19 protein-coding genes and 1 tRNA gene are annotated in these 17,623 nt (G+C 67.6%); 11 read left to right on the top strand and 9 right to left on the bottom strand.

The annotated features are described in order from the left end of the window. Positions 1 to 12: 12 nt before the first annotated feature. From AB0J16_RS44555 to AB0J16_RS44530, 6 genes are all read left to right on the top strand, one after another. On the top strand, positions 13 to 438 hold the full coding sequence (locus tag AB0J16_RS44555) for a molybdenum cofactor biosynthesis protein MoaE (protein ID WP_358551504.1): 426 nt from the start codon (positions 13 to 15) through the stop codon (positions 436 to 438). A 10-nt stretch (positions 439 to 448) separates the two neighbouring features. Beyond that, complete coding sequence (locus tag AB0J16_RS44550) at positions 449 to 1,495, top strand: PDZ domain-containing protein (RefSeq protein ID WP_358551502.1); 1,047 nt, start codon at positions 449 to 451, stop codon at positions 1,493 to 1,495. A 132-nt stretch (positions 1,496 to 1,627) separates the two neighbouring features. After that, positions 1,628 to 4,588: a UPF0182 family protein gene (locus AB0J16_RS44545; RefSeq protein ID WP_358551500.1), complete on the top strand. Its 2,961-nt coding sequence runs from the start codon at positions 1,628 to 1,630 to the stop codon at positions 4,586 to 4,588. A gap of 54 nt (positions 4,589 to 4,642) precedes the next feature. Then, positions 4,643 to 4,719: transfer RNA gene (locus AB0J16_RS44540), tRNA-Met, on the top strand. A gap of 734 nt (positions 4,720 to 5,453) precedes the next feature. After that, a complete protein-coding gene (locus AB0J16_RS44535) occupies positions 5,454 to 5,786 on the top strand; it encodes a hypothetical protein (RefSeq protein ID WP_358551498.1) in 333 nt (110 codons plus the stop codon). A gap of 77 nt (positions 5,787 to 5,863) precedes the next feature. Then, positions 5,864 to 6,292, top strand: coding sequence for a hypothetical protein (locus AB0J16_RS44530; protein WP_358551496.1), 429 nt, complete (start codon positions 5,864 to 5,866; stop codon positions 6,290 to 6,292). Positions 6,293 to 6,465: 173 nt separating this feature from the next. Here the strand turns inward: AB0J16_RS44530 and AB0J16_RS44525 are convergent, their stop codons facing one another. From AB0J16_RS44525 to AB0J16_RS44515, 3 genes are all read right to left on the bottom strand, one after another. Next, the gene (locus tag AB0J16_RS44525) at positions 6,466 to 6,942 is read right to left on the bottom strand and encodes a hypothetical protein (RefSeq protein WP_358551494.1); all 477 of its coding nucleotides are present in this window, start codon (positions 6,940 to 6,942) and stop codon (positions 6,466 to 6,468) included. 107 nt (positions 6,943 to 7,049) lie between these two features. Beyond that, positions 7,050 to 8,465, bottom strand: a complete 1,416-nt coding sequence (locus AB0J16_RS44520) for an FAD-binding oxidoreductase (RefSeq protein ID WP_358551492.1) — start codon at positions 8,463 to 8,465, stop codon at positions 7,050 to 7,052. Positions 8,466 to 8,558: 93 nt separating this feature from the next. Next, entirely contained in the window at positions 8,559 to 9,134 is a 576-nt protein-coding gene (locus tag AB0J16_RS44515; RefSeq protein WP_358551491.1) for an XRE family transcriptional regulator, read from the bottom strand. Positions 9,135 to 9,385: 251 nt separating this feature from the next. Between AB0J16_RS44515 and AB0J16_RS44510 the strand changes: the two genes are divergently transcribed. Both AB0J16_RS44510 and AB0J16_RS44505 read left to right on the top strand, forming a co-directional pair. Further along, on the top strand, positions 9,386 to 9,586 hold the full coding sequence (locus tag AB0J16_RS44510; protein WP_358551489.1) for a hypothetical protein: 201 nt from the start codon (positions 9,386 to 9,388) through the stop codon (positions 9,584 to 9,586). Positions 9,587 to 9,607: 21 nt separating this feature from the next. Beyond that, the gene (locus AB0J16_RS44505) at positions 9,608 to 10,114 is read left to right on the top strand and encodes a class I SAM-dependent methyltransferase (RefSeq protein WP_358551729.1); all 507 of its coding nucleotides are present in this window, start codon (positions 9,608 to 9,610) and stop codon (positions 10,112 to 10,114) included. Positions 10,115 to 10,152: 38 nt separating this feature from the next. On the opposite strand, the gene AB0J16_RS44500 is transcribed toward AB0J16_RS44505, so the two are convergent. Continuing rightward, the gene (locus tag AB0J16_RS44500; RefSeq protein WP_358551487.1) at positions 10,153 to 10,446 is read right to left on the bottom strand and encodes a cellulose binding domain-containing protein; all 294 of its coding nucleotides are present in this window, start codon (positions 10,444 to 10,446) and stop codon (positions 10,153 to 10,155) included. Between the two features lie 8 nt (positions 10,447 to 10,454). Beyond that, entirely contained in the window at positions 10,455 to 11,189 is a 735-nt protein-coding gene (locus AB0J16_RS44495; RefSeq protein ID WP_358551485.1) for an SGNH/GDSL hydrolase family protein, read from the bottom strand. 176 nt (positions 11,190 to 11,365) lie between these two features. Here AB0J16_RS44495 and AB0J16_RS44490 point away from each other — a divergent pair, with 176 nt between their 5' ends. From AB0J16_RS44490 to AB0J16_RS44480, 3 genes are all read left to right on the top strand, one after another. Then, positions 11,366 to 11,833, top strand: coding sequence for a group II truncated hemoglobin (locus tag AB0J16_RS44490; protein WP_358551483.1), 468 nt, complete (start codon positions 11,366 to 11,368; stop codon positions 11,831 to 11,833). A 62-nt stretch (positions 11,834 to 11,895) separates the two neighbouring features. Beyond that, complete coding sequence (locus tag AB0J16_RS44485) at positions 11,896 to 14,388, top strand: DUF4118 domain-containing protein (protein WP_358551481.1); 2,493 nt, start codon at positions 11,896 to 11,898, stop codon at positions 14,386 to 14,388. A 60-nt stretch (positions 14,389 to 14,448) separates the two neighbouring features. Continuing rightward, the gene (locus AB0J16_RS44480; RefSeq protein ID WP_358551479.1) at positions 14,449 to 15,117 is read left to right on the top strand and encodes a response regulator; all 669 of its coding nucleotides are present in this window, start codon (positions 14,449 to 14,451) and stop codon (positions 15,115 to 15,117) included. A 3-nt stretch (positions 15,118 to 15,120) separates the two neighbouring features. On the opposite strand, the gene AB0J16_RS44475 is transcribed toward AB0J16_RS44480, so the two are convergent. The 4 genes from AB0J16_RS44475 to AB0J16_RS44460 form a co-directional block, all read right to left on the bottom strand. After that, on the bottom strand, positions 15,121 to 15,342 hold the full coding sequence (locus tag AB0J16_RS44475; protein ID WP_357944550.1) for a hypothetical protein: 222 nt from the start codon (positions 15,340 to 15,342) through the stop codon (positions 15,121 to 15,123). 5 nt (positions 15,343 to 15,347) lie between these two features. After that, the gene (locus AB0J16_RS44470; protein WP_358551477.1) at positions 15,348 to 15,473 is read right to left on the bottom strand and encodes a hypothetical protein; all 126 of its coding nucleotides are present in this window, start codon (positions 15,471 to 15,473) and stop codon (positions 15,348 to 15,350) included. Positions 15,474 to 15,609: 136 nt separating this feature from the next. Then, complete coding sequence (locus AB0J16_RS44465; RefSeq protein ID WP_358551727.1) at positions 15,610 to 16,419, bottom strand: putative protein N(5)-glutamine methyltransferase; 810 nt, start codon at positions 16,417 to 16,419, stop codon at positions 15,610 to 15,612. 262 nt (positions 16,420 to 16,681) lie between these two features. After that, positions 16,682 to 17,086, bottom strand: a complete 405-nt coding sequence (locus AB0J16_RS44460) for a hypothetical protein (RefSeq protein ID WP_358551475.1) — start codon at positions 17,084 to 17,086, stop codon at positions 16,682 to 16,684. Between the last annotated feature and the right edge of the window lie 537 nt (positions 17,087 to 17,623).

Raw genomic sequence — 17,623 nt, 5'->3', positions numbered from 1 at the left:
TAGGCTCTGTTCGTGGACGTCATCCGGTTGCTCGGGATTCGCGAGACCTCGCTCTCGGTGGACGAGGTGCTGGCCGCTGTGGGGGACCACGCGGCAGGGGGCACCACACTCTTCGTCGGCACCGTGCGCGAGCAGGACCACGGCAAGCCCGTGACCGGGCTCTCCTACTCGGCGCACCCCTCGGCCCTCGACTCGCTGCGGCAGGTGGCGGAGAAGGTGGCCGCCGACTTCCCGGTCACCGCCCTGGCCGCCGTGCACCGGGTCGGCGATCTGAAGCTCGGCGACATCGCCGTGATCGTCGCGGTCGCGTGCCCGCACCGGGGCGAGGCTTTCGAGGCGTCGCGCAGGCTGATCGACGACCTCAAGTCCCAGGTACCGATCTGGAAACACCAAATCTTCGCCGACGGGTCGGCCGAGTGGGTCGGCGCCTGCCAATAAGCTCGTCTTCATGTCGCGACGCGCCTTGACCCTGCTGGTTGCGGGTTTCCTCGTGCTAGCGCTCGGTGTCGCAGGGGCTTTCCTGCCCGTGCCGTACGTCGTACTGAGTCCTGGGCCGACCGAGAACACCATCGGCGAGGTCGACAAGAAGCCCGTGATCACGATCAGCGGGCATCAGACCTTCCCCACAAAGGGCGCGCTGCGCCTGGTCACGGTGGCTTACCAGGGTGGGCCGAGCAGCAGGATCGATCTGCTGACCGCGTTGCGCGGCTGGGTGGATCCGACCGTCGCGGTCGTCCCCGAGGAGACCATCTTCCCCAAGTCCCGCTCGCCCAAGGAGGTCGAGGAGGAGAACACGGTCGAGATGACCAACTCCCAGGACTTCGCCACCGCGGCCGCGCTGACCGAGCTCAAGATCCCCTTCGGCATGAAGGTCTCGGTCGCGTCCACGCAGAAGGGCAAGCCGGCCGACGGCAAGCTGAAGCAGGGCGACGAGATCAGCGAGGTCGACGGCAAGCCGGTAGTGAACGTCAAGACCGTCAGCGACGCCGTGAAGGCGCACAAGCCGGGCGACGCCGTGGCTTTCACCGTCACGAGGGGCAAGGACAAGAGCCAGGTCAGCGTGCCCACCGTGGCGGACAAGGATGGCCAGGCCGTCGTGGGCGTGATCATGCAGGAGAGCTACAAGTTCCCGTTCAAGGTCGACATCAACGTGGGTGACGTCGGCGGGCCGAGCGCGGGGCTGATGTTCTCGCTCGGCATCCTCGACAAGCTGACCCCCGGCGAGATCACCGGCGGCAAGGACATCGCCGGCACCGGCACCATCCAGGCGTCGGGCGAGGTCGGACCCATCGGCGGCATCGCCCAGAAGATGGTCGGCGCCCGCAAGTCCGGCGCGACCGTGTTCCTCACCCCGCCGGACAACTGCGCCGAGGCCATGAAGGCCGTCCCCGACGGGCTCCGCCTGGTGAAGGCCGAGACGCTGCACGCCGCGGTGGGCGCGCTTGAGGCACTGCGCACCGGCAAGGGCGATGTGCCCGCTTGCGCTGCTGGATGAAACTTCTGGCGAATGCCATCCGTTAGCCGTACGGCTGGCACAGCGGTGTAGGTTGCCAGACACGGACCGTTTGTTCATCACGACGAGGGGTTGGCCTTGAGCTTCCGGACCCCAGGAGCCGGCGGCAGGGCAATGCGTTTGCCCCGCCGACCGCGACTGCTTCTTCCAGTTGCGATCGCGCTCGTGGCGATTGTGGCGCTATTTTTCCTATTTTCCGGTATTTATACCGATTATTTGTGGTTCGACACGGTCGACCCTGGAGTCGACTACACCTCGGTCTTCTCCGGTGTGCTGCTGACCGAGATCGTGCTGTTCCTGGTCGGAGCGGTGCTCATGGTCGGCATCGCCGGCGGCAACATGCTGCTGGCCTTCCGGATGCGGCCGATGTTCGGCCCGGCCATGTTCGGTGGCGGCAGTGGCGCCGACCGCTATCGGATGGCGCTCGACCCCCACCGCAAGCTGATCTTCATCGTCGGCATGGGCCTGCTCGCGCTCTTCGCGGGCTCGTCGTTCGCCGGGGAATGGACGACCTGGCTGCAGTTCATCAACGGGGTGCCCTTCGGCACGAAGGATCCCCTGTTCGGGATGGACGTGTCGTTCTTCATGTTCGACTATCCGTTCATCCGGATGATCCTCAACTTCCTGTTCACCGCCGTGATCATCTCGATCATCCTGGCGGGGATCACGCACTACCTCTACGGCGGCTTCCGGCTGCAGTCACCCGGCGTGCACGCCTCCCGCGCGGCGCGTGCCCACCTGTCGGTGCTGCTCGGTGTGTTCGTGCTGCTCAAGGCCGTCGCCTACTGGATCGACCGCTTCGGGCTCGTCTTCTCCGACCGCGGCTTCGTCCACGGCGCCTCCTACACCGACGTCAACGCGGTGCTCCCGGCCAAGACCATCCTGGCCATCATCGCGCTGATCTGCGCCGCTCTGTTCTTCGCTGGAGTCATACGCCCCGGTGGCATGCTGCCCGGCGTCTCCTTCGGCCTGCTCGTGCTCTCGGCCATCCTGATCGGCGGCGTCTACCCGGCGCTGGTCGAGCAGTTCCAGGTCAAGCCCAACCAGCAGCTCAAGGAGTCGGCTTTCATCCAGCGCAACATCGACGCCACGCGGGCGTCGTACAACGTCGACAAGACGGAGATCCTGCCCTACACGGCGGAGGCCGACCCGACCAAGGTCCAGACCGGCGGCGACGCCTCTGTGTCCGGCGTCCGGCTGCTCGACCCCGCGCTGGTCTCGGCGACGTATGAGCAGACCCAGCGCATCCGCGGTTTCTACGGCTTCTCCGCCCAGCTCGACGTCGACCGCTATCCCGATGCCAGCGGCAAGCAGGTCGACCACGTCGTCGGCGTACGCGAGCTGCTCGGGGCACCCGAGGGCCAGAACAACTGGATCAACAACGCCCTCGTCTACACCCACGGCTACGGCATCGTGGCGGCGCCCGGCAACGAGGTCGACTCCGGCGGCCTGCCCGACTACGACGCCAAGGACATGCCGGTCGTCGGCCCGCTGGTCAACACGACCAAGCTGAAGGAGCCGAGGGTCTACTTCGGTGAGAGCCCGGCGTCCAACGAATACGTCATCGCCGGCGGTAACCCGAACAACCCGCAGGAGCTCGACTACCCGGAAACGGGCGGCACCGAGCAGAAGAACACCACCTACACCGGCAAGAGCGGTGTCCCGGTCGGCTCGTTCCTCAACCGGCTGGTCTACGCGGCCAAGTACGGCGAGAAGAACATCCTGCTCTCGGGTGACGTTAACGACAACTCCAAGATCCTTTACGTGCGCAACCCGCGCGAACGGGTCCAGAAGGTCGCGCCATTCCTGACCCTCGACGGCAACCCCTACCCGTCGATCGTCGACGGTCGGATCACCTGGATCATCGACGGTTACACGACCTCCAACGAATACCCCTACGCGCAGAGCGAGAGCCTGGGCGACATGACCCGCGACCGCAACACCGACCGCCGCGTGGTCGCCCAGCAGCCGCAGGACAAGGTCAACTACATCCGCAACTCGGTCAAGGCCACCGTCGACGCCTACGACGGCACGGTCACGCTGTACGCCTGGGACGACAAGGACCCGGTGCTCAAGACCTGGAGCAAGGCCTTCCCCGGCATCATCCAGCCGGAATCGAAGATGAGCGCCGACCTCAAGGCCCACGTCCGCTACCCGGAAGACCTCTTCAAGGTGCAGCGCTACACCCTGTCGCGCTACCACATCACCAACCCCGCCGCCTTCTACAGCGGCCAGGACTTCTGGAACATCCCGAGTGACCCGTCACAGGGCGACACGAACACCAAGCAGCCGCCCTACTACGTGACGACCACGATGCCCGACCAGAATCCGGCGCCGACGTTCTCGCTGACGACGACGTTCGTCCCGAAATCGGGGCCCAACCTGGCGGCCTTCATGGCGGTCGACTCGGTGGCCGGCCCTGACTACGGCAAGTTGCGCATCCTGCGAATGCCATCCAATACCCCCATTCCGGGCCCCGGACAGGCACAGAACGCCTTCCAGAGCCGATTCGCCGGCGAACTCAACCTGTTGGGCGTGGGTGCCTCGTCGGTCAGATACGGAAATCTGCTGACTCTGCCCTATGCCGGGGGATTGGTGTACATCGAGCCGGTGTACATCCAGGTCGCCGCCGGTGGGGGGCAGGAGCCGTATCCGATCCTGCAGCGCGTACTGGTGTCGTTCGGCAGCAAGATCGGTGTCGCCCGCACCCTCGAGGACGCGCTGAAACAGGTCTTCGGCGGAGAGCAGCAGCAGACTACGCCCAACAACGAGCAGGCCAAACCCAACCAGAACACCACTGCTCTGAAGTCGGCGATCGACAGCGCGCAGAGCGCCTACAACGATGCCCAGAAGGCCCTGCAGTCAAGCCCGCCCAACTGGGACGAGTACGGCAAGGCCCAGAAGCGGCTGCAAGACGCGCTGAAGGCGTTGGAGGGGCTGGGCGCTCTGCCGTCCACCGCCACCACCCCGACGCCGTCACCTACGGCTTCCCCGTCGGCGTCACCCACGGTGTCACCGTCGACCTCCGCCACCCCGACGCCCACCGCAACCCCCACGCCGACAGGCGGTACGTAGCCTCTTCGATTTGCGTCCACCCCGTGCCGCCTATAGTCTTTAGACACACACCGACGCGGGGTGGAGCAGTTCGGTAGCTCGCTGGGCTCATAACCCAGAGGTCGCAGGTTCAAATCCTGCCCCCGCTACCAAGTCGAAAAGGCCCTCCGGGATTATCCCGGAGGGCCTTTTCGCGTCTGGCCACGATGGGCCTCACTTCGCGAGGGCTGTGTTACTTGGGGCGGCGCACGAAGGGCTTCGTCTGGTGCGCTTCGCGCTCTCGGAGCTCAGACGCTGCTTCCGGTCGCGCCGGAGCCCCGACCCCTGAAGTGCCTCCGCTTCGCTCCGGCCGCCGTCCCCAAGCGCGCCCGCAGCGCGCGCAACGACCTGCCGAGCTTGGGGTGCTCCGATGCGGGCGGCCTCGGCGTAGGTACAGGGCGCGGTCTTGATCCCGCTCGGCGCGGCGTCGGCCGGCCACCGAACGTACCGGTCATGCGCCCGGCCCGACGCCACACCGCACTGCGGGCACACTCCCACATCGGCTCGGTATCGGGCATCACGCTCACCAACCCCGCGACCTCGACCACAATCCCCGCCCAATGCGGGAGCAGCTCCTCAACGCATTCCGCACACGATCAACTACCGGATCGTGCCACGTCCCAAGATCAGCGATAGAGCGGTGCTTGTTGTCCATGGCTCTGCACTTGAACCCCGCACGCCGACACGAGCTCTCACGAGCTGCTCCATTGGCAGCGAAACGCCCTATGAATGTCCTGCTGGTTACCTGGCGTCAAGCCCTTCTTGGACATTAGCGTTAATGACACACGGGTGGCGAAAATTGTCGGCACCTCCAGAAATGCGTCCGTCTTCAATCACGTGGAACCGAATGGCCGGTCGCTTCTCTGCCGGGCAAGTAGTGGTCGCCTATACCGGTTCCGCGCTTGACGTAGCCGGCCGTATGACGATGAAACGACTGGAAGGAAGCGGAGAAATGAAGCGAAACGTGACCGGGAGAATTGCCATTGCCGCGATCGGCGGCCTCTCGGCCCTACTGCTCTCCGTCAGTCCCGCACAGGCCAAGGAAACGGCGGGTCACTGGTACGGCCCCTATTCCACTCAGGGAATTTGCGAATACTGGAGGAACGGTGTGCAGGCAGGTGGGACACAGACCCATCCCTGCTTCGATGACCAGGGCTGGTACTTCTGGGCAGCGTCCTGAGTGATCAGTACTCCCAACGTCCATCGCTAGGCAGGCGAATTCCAAGAAGGTCTCACCGGCTCGAAGCGCACGAGCTGGTGCTGGCGGCCGGGCTGCTGGTCGGGGTCTGCTTCACGGCCTCGTCGTACTCCATCACCGATCTCTCGATCGGAGCCGGCGGCGTCAGCGCCAGGCTGGACAGGGCCGAGGCCAAGCAGCGCGTGTTGGAGTCCGAGCTGCGGGCGCTGCAGGTGGCGTTGAGCGGGTTGGTGACCAAGTACGAGTGGGGCCATCTGCGGCGGCTCGCGGCGGAGGGGCCCGTGCCCGCGCAATTCCGGCAGGACAGGAAGCTGCAGATGGAGCTCGACCGGCTCGACGCCATGGGGTTCGTCGAGCCGGTCGACCCGCGAGGGCTGAACGCGATTCCGCAGGACTACGGGCACACCTACGAGGAGTTCGACCTCAAGCGGTACGTCGCGATCACCGAGGCCGGCCGTGAGTACGTGCGGCTGCGTGAGCGACTCTGATCACGTCAGGCCGCCCGTTCAATTCCTGCCCCCACTACCAGGTAAAGGCCCTTTTGGCGCTGATCCAGAGGGGGCGATGTTGGTGATCGGCCTTTCGGCGGTATTGCTGTCGCGCCTGTGCATGGCCGCTAGCGTGCGGCCGGCCCAGGCGATGAGAAGCATCGTGTGGAGGGTTAATCGCCTGTCTCGCGCGTCTTACGGGCAAGGAATGCACAGTGCCCGAGACCTACCAGGCCGCAAAACGTCGAACCGACCGAAACCTCGATCAAGAGCCACTGAGGCCAGGTCTGGACGGGGCCGCCGCCGTCGGGCACCCAGAGTACGAAGCTAAAGGTGGCGAGTCCGCAGAGTAGGAGCCCGGCGCTCAGGCGGCTGTACGCACGACGGAGGATCGACCGCCCCAATCGCCACAGGAGCATGGGTAGGGAGAACGTCGCGAAAGTGCGCATCACGCCACCCACGACGGTGCCCACGAGATGACCGAGTGGTGCTTGGAAGCCGCCGTGGTCGGCCCAGTCGTACTTCTTGGTCAGCCATGAGCCGGTCGCCAACATCAGCGTGAGAATCACGAAAGGGGCGAGGAACGCACCGATGGAATCGGGGAACGAATCGCTCCGTTTGCGATCATCAGGGGAAGGCGTGTCGCTCATGGTGCGCCCTTCGGGAAGGTAGCCGGCGCGGGTCTCGCCTGCCACTGTGGCCCCGCGGAACGCGACGAGGCAAACCGGGCGGCCCACGCGGCTGAGATTCACGAGGGTCAGCGGCCTGAGATGAGGTTGGCGAGGCGGGCGTAGGCCGAGGTCGTGGTGCCGCGGTCGTTCTCGTGCCGGTCCGCCGCCCTGAAGAGCGCGTAGATGAGCTGCACCCCCGTCCACCGCAGCGGCTCCGGCTCCCACTGCCTGACCTGGCGGCCCACCCAGGGCAGTGCCGTCAGCTCGGTGTCGCGGCGCAGCACCAGGTCGCGCAGCGTACGGCCGGCCAGGTTCGTGGTGGTGACGCCGCTGCCCACGTAACCGCCCGCCCAGCCGAGGCCGGTCGTGTGGTCCAGGTGCACCGTGGAGCACCAGTCGCGCGGCACGCCGAGCACGCCGCACCACGAGTGCTGGACACGGGCGTCGGCCGCGGCGGGGAACAGCTTGACCAGCATCCGCCAGAGCAGCGCCACCGTCTGCGCCTGGGTGGCGCCCCGGGAGTCGGTGCGCGATCCGTACCGGTACGGCACGCCGCGCCCGCCGATCGCGATCCGGTCGTCCGCAGTGCGCTGGGCGTAGATGTAGGCGTGCGCCTCGTCGCCGAGCAGCTCGTTGCCCGACCAGCCGATGTGCTTCCACACCTCGGCGGGCAGCGGCTCGGTGACGATCATGGAGCTGTTCATCGGCAGCCACTGCCGGTGCTGCCCGGCGAGGCTGGCGGTGAAGCCCTCGGTGGCGCGGATGACGTACTCGGCCGAGACGACGCCGCGCGAGGTGACGGCCGAGGCCATACCGTCCTGGCGAGGGCGGATCTCGGTCACCGTGGTGTTCTCGAAGATGTCCACGCCCAGCGCGGCGACCGTCGAGGCGAGTCCGACGGCCAGCTTGGCGGGCTGGATACGGGCGCAATGCGGCGAGTACGTGGCCTCCAGGGTCCCCGCCACCCGCAGACGTTCCTGCTGCTCGTCTCGGGACATCACCCTGAGGTCGTCCTCCCCGTACCCCCAGGTACGCAACGAGGACAGCTCCTCGCGCAGGCGGCGGCGCTGGGCGGGGTTGGTCGCGACGTGCACCAGGCCGCCCTTGTGGATGTCGGCCTCGATGCCCTCCTGGCGGGTCACCTCGATGACCTCGTCGACCGACCGGAACATGGCGTGCTGCAGGTCGATCATCGCCTGGCGGCCCCGGGCCTTGGCGTACCGCTTGCGCGAGCCGGCGAACTCCGCCGACAGCCAGCCGCCGTTGCGCCCGGACGCGCCGAACCCGGCGAACTCCCGTTCCAGGATCGCGATCCGCAGGTCGGGTTGGGCCTTCTTGAGGTAGTACGCGGTCCACAGGCCGGTGTAGCCACCACCCACGATCACCACGTCGTACGAGCGGGACCCGGGCAGCGCCGCCCGGCGGTCCGGCACGCCGATCTGCCGATACCAGAAGGAGACGCCGCCGTTGGCGAAGTCCTCGGTCAGCGGGATGCCTTTCACGTGAGCACTGCCTCCACATCACTTTCGTCGGCCAGGAGTACGGAGTCGGACCCGCGCCAGGTGAGCGTGACCTCGTCACCGCGACGGGGTTGGTCAAGCGGGTGTGGGCGGACTGATCGTCCAGAGGACCTCGGCTGTCTCGTCGCCGTCATTGACCACGCGGTGAGGCACTGACGTGCGGTACTCCACGCTGTCGCCGGCCGCCAGGACGTGCGGGGCGGCCGAGTCGGCGGGGCCGAGCCAGAGGGTCACCTGGCCGCGCACGATGAGGAAGATCTCCTGGGAGTCGCCGTGGGTGTACGGCTCGTCCCCGGTGGAGGCGCCCGGGTCGAGCTCCCCGGCGTACACCTCCAGGTTCTGCAGGGGGCGCTGGGAGATCAGGTACTTGCGGGTGCCGGGTTGGGTGGGGAGCTCCGGGCGTCCGGCGCGGCGTAGCACCCGGTGTCCGACTCCGTCCTGCTCGTTGAACAGGTCTGCGACCGTGATCCCGAGAGCCCCGGCGATCCGCCGCAGCATCCCGATGCTCGCGCTGGTCCGCCCCCGCTCCAACTGGCTGATGAAGCTGGCGCTCGCCTTGGCCTCGGCGGCGAGTCCACGGACGGTCATCTGGCGCATGTTCCGGTAGGCCCGGATGCGTACACCTAAGTATTCGGTCTCCGACTCCGTCATCGAACCTCTTGATCGACCTGACTGAACAAGTTGTTAAGTGGCAATGAAAGGACCGTACATAGCATGCGAAGACCCAACAAGGGGGCGTCGGATCACGAATCGGTCACTGGCTCGGGCGACGTGAGATCAACATGGCGGTCTGTACGACCTTGTCGAGGCCGCTCGCGGCGAGGATCTTCGCGCAGCATAATGACCGGTACAAACCCGATAGTTTCGCCGTCTTCCCCTCCACGACAGAAACGAGAAATGCCGTGAAAGCCTGGATCTTCCTAGTCCTCGGCGTTCTCCTGGTCCTGATGGGCGCCCTGTGGACGCTTCAAGGGCTGGGCATCGTCGGCGGCAGCGTGATGAGCGGCGTTACTCTCTGGGCCATCATCGGCCCCATCGTCCTCATCGTCGGCGCTGTTGTCGCCATCCTCGGAATACGCCAGCTACGGCAGCCGCGCGGCTAATAACCCGCCGTTCAGGCAGCGATCCGATCCACCGGCAGGACCGTCGTGGGGCTCGACCGGTCCGGCGACCAGTTGCGCCTTGCCCGCCGCCGGGATCTCGCGCCGCTGCTCCAGGGTGACGGGACGACGCTGCCGTTCGCCTCAGGGGTGTTCGGCACCGTCACCATGCTCTGGGTGTCCACGGACATCGGCGACTTCCCCGGACTGCTCGGGGAGGCCGCCCGGGTGCTCCGCACGGGCGGGCTGCTGCTGTTCTACGGGGTCCACCCGTGCTTCAACGGCCCGCACATCGAGAACCGCGAGGACGGCGCGCTGATCATCCATCCCACGTACCACCTCAAGGGCTGGCATCAGCGCGGGTCCTGGTGGCGCCAGGGCGGGATCAGGGACCGGGTCGGGATGAGCCAGGTGCCGCTGGCGGACCTGATCAACGCCTTCATCGACGCGGGGCTCGCCATCGAGCGGGTGTACGAACCGGGCGAGCAGCCCATTCCTAGCATCCTGGCCATCAGGGCGTCCGCCCGCTGAAGGCGGTCAGGCTCGTTCCGCGCGGGAACCCGGCGCGCTCAGGTGGGGGAGCACGTGGGGGCGGGCGCGGTGTTGGTGCCGTTCCAGGAGGCCAGGAAACCGAAGGTGGCCGAGGCTCCGGCGGCCAGGGTGCCGTTCCAGGCGACGTTCCGCACGCTCACGGCGGCCCCGCTCGCGCTGAGAGTGCCGCCCCAGATCTGGGTGATCTGCTGACCGTTGGCGAACGTCCAGCGGACCGTCCAGGCGTTCGTCGTCGCGGCCCCGGTGTTCTTGACCGTGACCTCACCCTGGAAGCCGCCCGTCCATTGCCCGACGTTCTTGAACGTCGCCATGCAGCCACCTACCGGGGTCGGGGTGGGGGTGGGGTGCTTCCCCCTGGGGTCAGGAAGTCCGCCAGCGCGGGGTACCAGCGGTCGGACATCTTCTGGTCGCCCGAGGCGTTCGGGTGCACTCCGTCGTAGGTGTCCGCGCTCGTGCTGAACCCCGTCCACTGGTCCACGACGACGATCGGCGACTGCTGGGTGGAGGTGGTGGCGGCCCAGGCGGGGATCGCGTTGTTGAAGGCGACGACACGCTGCCCGCAGTCGGCGCAGTTGGCCGGGTTCATGGGGATGATCTTCGCGACCAGGATCTTCATCGCGGGATTGCTCGCCCGCATCTGGCTGACCAGCGTGGTGAACGCGCTGAGGATCGTCGCCGGCGCGATGTTGCTCCACACGTCGTTGGTCCCGAAGTGCATGACCACGATGTCGGGCCTGGTGGCCGCCAGCCAGCCGGGGAGCTGGTTCTGGTTGGCCACGTTGGTCGCCAGGAAGCCCCCATGGCCCTCGTTGTCGCCGTCGTGCGCCACCGAGCAGCCCTGCGGCGGCAGGGTGCCGACGAAGTCGATGTCGGTGTAGCCGGTGCTCTGCAGCCTGTTCCACAGCAGGACCCGCCAGCAGCCGGGTGAGCCGGTGATCGAGTCGCCGAGGGGCATGATCCTGATGGCGGCGGCGCCGGCCGGCGTGGTGGTCAGGAAGAGTACCGTTCCGATCAGGGTCAGCATCGCCACCAGCAAGGCGCTCGTCCTCGACATCGTCGGCTCCCGAAGATCGTGGGTCTGCCGAGAGCGTAGGAGCGCGGAGCGGTGGCGGGAAGGCGACCGGCTCTGGAGGGGCTCGCGACCTGCGGCGTCTGCCCGGAACGGCGGGTAACTTTCAGGGCCATCGCCGTGGATTGACCACCTGATCCCCTTGATGATTACATGATTACATGGACAATGAAGCAGTGCCGAGCCTCTACGAGTGGGCGGGCGGGGTGGAGGCGCTGGAGCGGCTCACCGAGGTCTTCTACCAGCACGTCAAGAAGGACGAGCTGATCGGGCCGCTGTTCGCGCACATGGACCCCGGCCATCCCCGATACGTGGCGATGTGGCTCGGTGAGGTGTTCGGCGGCCCCGACCGCTACACCGAGGAGCGCGGCGGCTACCCCCACATGCTCTCCCAGCACCTCGGCAAGGCCATCACCGAGCCGCAGCGACGCAGGTGGGTCAACCTGCTCATGGACGCCGCCGACGAGGTCGGGCTGCCTGACGACCCTGAGTTCAGGGCCGCCTTCGCCGGCTACATCGAGTGGGGCACCCGGCTGGCGGTGCACAACTCCCAGCCCGGCGCGAAGCCTCCGACCAAGGCTCCGGTGCCCCACTGGGGCTGGGGCGTCGCGCCGCCGTACCAGCCGTAGACAGGCCGTCGCGTCCCTGGTCGTAGCCTGGAGGTCACAGACTTACCACCGGGGAGCGAGGCATGACACGCGGGCGGCTGCGCATCTACCTCGGCGCGGCCCCCGGCGTGGGCAAGACGTTCGCGATGCTCGCCGAGGCGGCCCGCGCCAGGGAACGCGGCCGCGACGTGGTCGTCGGCTTCGTCGAGACCCACGACCGCGCCCGTACGGCCGCCCTGCTCGACGGGCTGGAGACGATCCCCCGCAAAACGCTCGTCCACCGAGGCGCCACCTTCACCGAACTCGACGTGGCCGCCGTCATCGAACGCGCGCCGAAGGCCGCGCTGATCGACGAGCTGGCCCACACCAACGTCCCGGGATCGAAGAACCCCAAACGCTGGCAGGACGTCGACGAGATCCTCGACGCGGGCATCGACGTCGTCTCCACCGTCAACATCCAGCACCTCGAAACGCTCAGCGACGTGGTACGCCAGATCACCGGCGTCCCGCAGCGCGAGACCGTCCCCGACGAGGTGGTACGCCGGGCCGAACGCATCGAGCTCGTCGACATGTCCCCCGAGGCGCTGCGCCGCCGGATGGCGCACGGCAACGTCTACGCCCCGGACAAGGTCGACGCGGCCCTGTCCAACTACTTCCGCGTCGGCAACCTCACCGCGCTGCGCGAGCTGGCCCTGCTCTGGGTCGCCGGCAAGGTGGACGACCAGCTCATCCGCTACCGGGCGGACCATGGCATAGCGGGCACCTGGGAAGCCCGCGAACGAGTCGTCGTCGCGCTCACCGGGGGCCCCGAGGGCGACACGCTGATCAGGCGGGCCGCCAGGATCGCCGCCAGGTCCAAGAGCGTGGACCTGCTGGCCGTACACGTGACCAGACCCGACGGTCCGGCGTCCGATGGCGAGCCGGCGACGCTCGTACGCCGTCGCGCGCTCGTCGAGAGCCTGGGCGGCACCTATCACCAGGTCGTGGGCGACGACATCCCGCGCGCGCTGCTGGAGTTCGCCCGCGGCGCGAACGCGACGCAGCTCGTGCTCGGCGCGTCCAGGCGGGGCCGGTTCGCGCAGATCCTGTCCCGCGGCGTGGGCGTCACGGCGACCGCCTTGTCCGGCTCGATCGACGTCCATCTGGTGCCCCATGAGGCGGTTCGGAGCGTACGCGGTCCCGCCCGCTCGCCGGCCGCGCTGAACCGGGACCGGCGGATCGCCGGCTGGGCGCTGGCGCTGCTCGCGGTGCCGCTGCTCACAGCCGTCATGCTGATGCTCGCCGAGCGGCTCACACTGCCGAGCGAGATCCTCTTCTTCCTGCTGCTGGTGGTCGCCGTCGCGCTGGTGGGCGGCAGGTGGCCGGCGCTGACGGCGGCGGTGCTCGGCTTCGCATTGCTGAACTGGTTCTTCACGCCGCCGCTCCACACGCTGACGATCTCCGCGCCGGAAAACCTGTTCGCGCTGTCCACCTTCGTGCTGGTCGCCGCGATGGTCAGCACGGTCGTCGACCAGGCGGCCCGCCGCAGCAGGGAGGCCGCCCGCTCACGCGCCGACGCCGAGGTGCTGTCCACGCTGGCCGGCCACGTCCTGCGCGGCGACGCGGCGCTGCCGTCCCTGCTGGCCAGGCTCAAGGAGGTGTACGGCCTGGAGTCCGTCACGCTGCTGGAGCGCGACGGCGACTCGTGGCATGTCGTGGCCACGGCCGGGGGACCGCCGTCCACCTCGCCGGGCCATGCCGACACCGACGTGCCCATCGACGACGACCTGGTGCTCGCCGTACGGGGAAGGCTGCTCGACGCGGCCGACCGGCAGGTGCTCGAGGCGTTCGCGGCGGAGTCGGCGGTGGCCCTGCGGCAGGAACGCCTGCGTGCGGAGGCCGACCGGGCCAGGCCGCTGGCCGAGGCCGACAAGATGCGCACCGCCCTGCTCGCGGCCGTCAGCCACGACCTGCGCAACCCGCTCGCGGCGGCCAGGGCCGCGGTCGACGGCCTGCGCGGCACAGAGGTCGACTGGACCCCCGAGGACCGCGAAGAACTGCTGGCCACGGCCGGTGAGTCGCTCATCAAGCTCGACCGGCTGGTGTCGAACCTCCTCGACATGAGCCGCCTGCAGGCGGGCGTGCTCGGCGTCACGCTGGAACCGCTGGCCGTCGAGGACGTCGTCCCCCAGGCCATCGCCGAGCTCGGACCGCTGCGCTCGCGCGTCCATGACGGGTTCACCGGCGAGGTGCCGGAGTTCATGGCCGACGCGGCGCTGCTGGAGCGGGTGCTGGTCAACCTGATGTCCAACGCCGTCCGCTTCAGCCCGCCCGGCGGCCAGGTGGTGATCTCCGCGAGTGCGTACGGCGAGCACGTCGAGATCCGCGTCATCGACCGGGGGCCCGGGATTCCGCCGGAGGCGCAGGAGCGGGTGTTCCTGCCGTTCCAGCGGTTGGGCGATCGGCAGGGCGTGGGGCTGGGGCTCGGGTTGGCGCTGTCCCGGGGACTGACGGAGGCCATGGGCGGCACGCTCACCCCGGAGGAGACGCCCGGAGGGGGCTTGACCATGACCGTCTCGCTGCGGAGGGCTTCTTGAGTGTGACCGTCTCGCTGTGGAGGGCTCCTTGACCACGACCGTCTTCTTGGGGAGGACTCCTTGACCCGTGTGCTCGTGGTGGACGACGAACCGCAGATCCTGCGGGCGTTGCGCGTCAACCTGGTCGCCAGACACTACGAGGTGGCCGTCGCGCCGGACGGCACCGCCGCCCTGCGCCAGGCCGCCGACTGGCATCCTGACCTGGTCATTCTGGACCTAGGACTGCCGGACCTCGACGGGGTGGACGTGATCCAGGGGCTGCGTGGCTGGACGAGTGTGCCGATCATCGTGCTCTCGGGCCGGGCGGGCAGCCCCGACAAGGTGGACGCCCTCGACGCGGGGGCCGACGACTACGTGACCAAGCCGTTCGGGATCGACGAGCTGCTCGCGCGGATCCGCGCGGTGACGCGCCGCACCGCAACGGCCGCCGACGAGCCCGCGACGGTGCGGGTGGGGGAGCACGTGATCGATTTCGCCACGAAGACGGTCTCGGGCGGGGTACGGCTCACGCCCACGGAATGGCACTTCCTGGAGCTGCTGGCCCGGAACCCCGGCAAGTTGATCAGCCAGCGGCAGTTGCTCAACGAGGTGTGGGGGAGTTCGTACGTGAAGGAGACCCACTATCTGCGGCAGTACATGGCGCAACTGCGCCGCAAGCTGGAACGCGACCCGGGACATCCCGTGCACCTGCTGACAGAGCCCGGAATGGGCTATCGCTTCCAGCCATAGTCCCTACTCCTGCTCGAAGAAGAAGGAGTCCTCCAGCGGATCGGCGAAGGCGTCGGACTCACGATCGTCCTCCTCGTTCACCCATCTGGAGATGCTGCGCGCGGCCTCGTCATCGATCTCGAGGATCCTGTGCCGTTGCGGGAGTCTGTCCAGGTACATGGCGGTGGCGGAGAGCTGTACGTCATCCCCCATGTCATGACTGATTTCGTAGAGTTGATCGCTCATGAGACTCACGCCTTGGTGATCATCAGGGTTGTCTTGCGTACGGCCCAAGCGGCCAGCGCGGCACCGAAGACCAGTTGGCCGACGCGCACCCAGAGGGCTGGGGTGTCTTCAACGTAAATGACGACACCCATCCATATGAGGCTGAAACCGCCGACTAGGGCGATTGCTGCCCAGTTGAACCATCGCTGCCACATATGCGCAGTCTTGCAGCCGATCGGCCAAGGCTGGGTAAGTGAGCGGTCGTCTTCTGGTCACCTGGGCAGCGGGCTACTCGGCGGTTTTGGTGCCGATGACGACGGTGGCGTACCTGTCCTCAGAGCCGGCCACGCGCGGGGTCAGCCCGGCGGCGGCCATGTCTTCGGCCGTCCGCGACGCCTGGCGCTCGCTCGTCTCGACCAGCAGATGACCACCCGGCGCCAGCCACGCCGGCGCCTCCGCGATCACCCGCCGCACGACGTCGAGCCCGTCGGCGCCCCCGTCGAGCGCCACCAGCGGCTCGTGGACGCGGGCCTCCGAGGGCAGCAGCCGGATCGCCTCGGTGGGCACGTAGGGAGGGCTGGCGATCAGGATGTCGACGCGGCCGCGCAGCGTGGCGGGCAAGGGCTTGTAGAGGTCCCCCTCGTACACGTGACCGCCGATGGGGGCCAGGTTGCGGCGCGCGCACCGTACGGCGGCTGGGTGCAGGTCCGCGGCGTGCAACTCGACCCCTTCTCTGCTGAGGGCCGCGGCGAGCGCGGCGCCCATCGCGCCCGTGCCACAGCACAGATCGAGGATGACGGTGGGGGAAGGATCGCTCAGCGCGGCGGCCTCGGCCTGGTCGATGAGGAACTCGGTACGACGGCGCGGCACGAACACCTCGGGATCCACCGCGATCCGCAGCCCGCAGAACTCCGCCCACCCGAGAACATGCTCAAGAGGCAGCCCGGCGACCCGCTGATCGACCATGGTGGCGAGCTCGTCCGGCGTCCTCGCCGTCGAGATGAGCAACTCCGCCTCGTCCTCGGCGAAGACACAGCCGGCGGCCCGGAGCCTGGTGATGATGGCGGTTGAGGGGACAGGTGACGGAAAAACCGACATGAGCGCCTTTCGGAAAGCCAATGAGCGCTCCCTCGGTCACCTATGTCAGGTGGACCGCACGATCATGAGGCGGGAGCACCCAGCCTGCTGCAGCGTTAATGGGTCTCACCTCCTCGATCGGGTCCATCGCTGGGGACGGCAACATTACCTGACGCCCTGTTCGGCACGCGAGCGGCCTCTTCGTCTGGGTTCCAAGAGCCGTTCGAGCTTCGCCAGGTCTGTCTGGTCCGTCAGGTTCGTGGGGCTTCGCGATCCGGCTGGCCTACCGGGGGAGCGTGCGAGCGGTGCCGACACAGCGGCGCAGTCGCATGCCCCTCGGCCGGACCTGAGTCGGCTGCTGCTGCTCCAGACAGGCCAGCAAGGCGGCCGCCGCCTGCGCGTCGGACAGGATGCGCTGCACGGCCTCCCCGTCCTCGGGAAGCTGACCGCGTTCGGCGAGCTCGTGCTTGATGAAGGCCAGCGGATCGGGCGCGCCCACCGTCTCCGCGGCCACCGTGGCCCGAGCGGCGGTGAGCAGGCGCAAGTAGTACGTCCGCAGGACAGCTTCGCGCATGCGCGCGTGCTCGAGGTCATCGATCAGCGTCCGGGCGACTCGGAGGAGGTCTCCAGCATGAGTCGCATCGTCGGCAAGGAAGGCACGGATGTCATCGAACTCCGAGCGGGTCATTGCGGACACCTCCGAGGGCGCAGATTGCTCGTACATACTTCGTACACACCCCCGATTGCGGATGACTTGCTGTCGGCTTGTCTCGGCCATGTCACCCTCCCGCCGCGGATCCGGTCGGCGACTCGACGGGTTTGAGCATCCTGAGGGCAGGGAAGGACCTCATGATTACCTGTACGGCACGAAGCAGGCGTGGACGGCTGCTAGAGTTGCTCAGGCAGGGCGGCCAAGGGTTCATGGAACCAAGGCAGTGCCCGGCACATCCCACTTCTTCCTGGTTCGTCCGGTTGATTCGCATCTGTCCGGATGGTCTGGTAAGTTAGAGGGGTTGTCCCGGAAACGGGGCGGTCTTTATTCCAGCAGGTCGGAGCGGGTCGGGTCAATTTGACACCGGGCCGGGCGGCTGAAAAGATAAAGACACAACGAAAACAGAAAACGAAATGTGCGCCTCTCGCAGGTTGGGGAGTACGCGTCCGTTTCTTGAGAACTCAACAGTGTGTTAAAAGCCAGTGCATGATGCACAACCCCGTCATGTCCATG

The sequence above is a fragment of the Nonomuraea sp. NPDC049750 genome (assembly GCF_040659625.1).
In the GTDB taxonomy this organism is placed as follows: Bacteria; Actinomycetota; Actinomycetes; order Streptosporangiales; family Streptosporangiaceae; genus Nonomuraea.
The sequence above is the reverse complement of the archived record's forward strand: the minus strand, read 5'-3'. Positions and strand labels throughout refer to the sequence as shown.

Excerpts from the sequence above, each read along its gene's own strand:
- AB0J16_RS44550 (WP_358551502.1), top strand. The coding sequence starts at position 449 with ATGTCGCGACGCGCCTTGACCCTGCTGGTTGCGGGTTTCCTCGTGCTA.
- AB0J16_RS44545 (WP_358551500.1), top strand. The coding sequence starts at position 1,628 with ATGCGTTTGCCCCGCCGACCGCGACTGCTTCTTCCAGTTGCGATCGCG.
- AB0J16_RS44535 (WP_358551498.1), top strand. The coding sequence starts at position 5,454 with ATGGCCGGTCGCTTCTCTGCCGGGCAAGTAGTGGTCGCCTATACCGGT.
- AB0J16_RS44525 (WP_358551494.1), bottom strand. The coding sequence starts at position 6,942 with ATGAGCGACACGCCTTCCCCTGATGATCGCAAACGGAGCGATTCGTTC.
- AB0J16_RS44515 (WP_358551491.1), bottom strand. The coding sequence starts at position 9,134 with ATGACGGAGTCGGAGACCGAATACTTAGGTGTACGCATCCGGGCCTAC.
- AB0J16_RS44500 (WP_358551487.1), bottom strand. The coding sequence starts at position 10,446 with ATGGCGACGTTCAAGAACGTCGGGCAATGGACGGGCGGCTTCCAGGGT.
- AB0J16_RS44495 (WP_358551485.1), bottom strand. The coding sequence starts at position 11,189 with ATGTCGAGGACGAGCGCCTTGCTGGTGGCGATGCTGACCCTGATCGGA.
- AB0J16_RS44490 (WP_358551483.1), top strand. The coding sequence starts at position 11,366 with ATGGACAATGAAGCAGTGCCGAGCCTCTACGAGTGGGCGGGCGGGGTG.
- AB0J16_RS44485 (WP_358551481.1), top strand. The coding sequence starts at position 11,896 with ATGACACGCGGGCGGCTGCGCATCTACCTCGGCGCGGCCCCCGGCGTG.
- AB0J16_RS44475 (WP_357944550.1), bottom strand. The coding sequence starts at position 15,342 with ATGAGCGATCAACTCTACGAAATCAGTCATGACATGGGGGATGACGTA.
- AB0J16_RS44470 (WP_358551477.1), bottom strand. The coding sequence starts at position 15,473 with ATGGGTGTCGTCATTTACGTTGAAGACACCCCAGCCCTCTGGGTGCGC.
- AB0J16_RS44465 (WP_358551727.1), bottom strand. The coding sequence starts at position 16,419 with ATGTCGGTTTTTCCGTCACCTGTCCCCTCAACCGCCATCATCACCAGG.
- AB0J16_RS44460 (WP_358551475.1), bottom strand. The coding sequence starts at position 17,086 with ATGACCCGCTCGGAGTTCGATGACATCCGTGCCTTCCTTGCCGACGAT.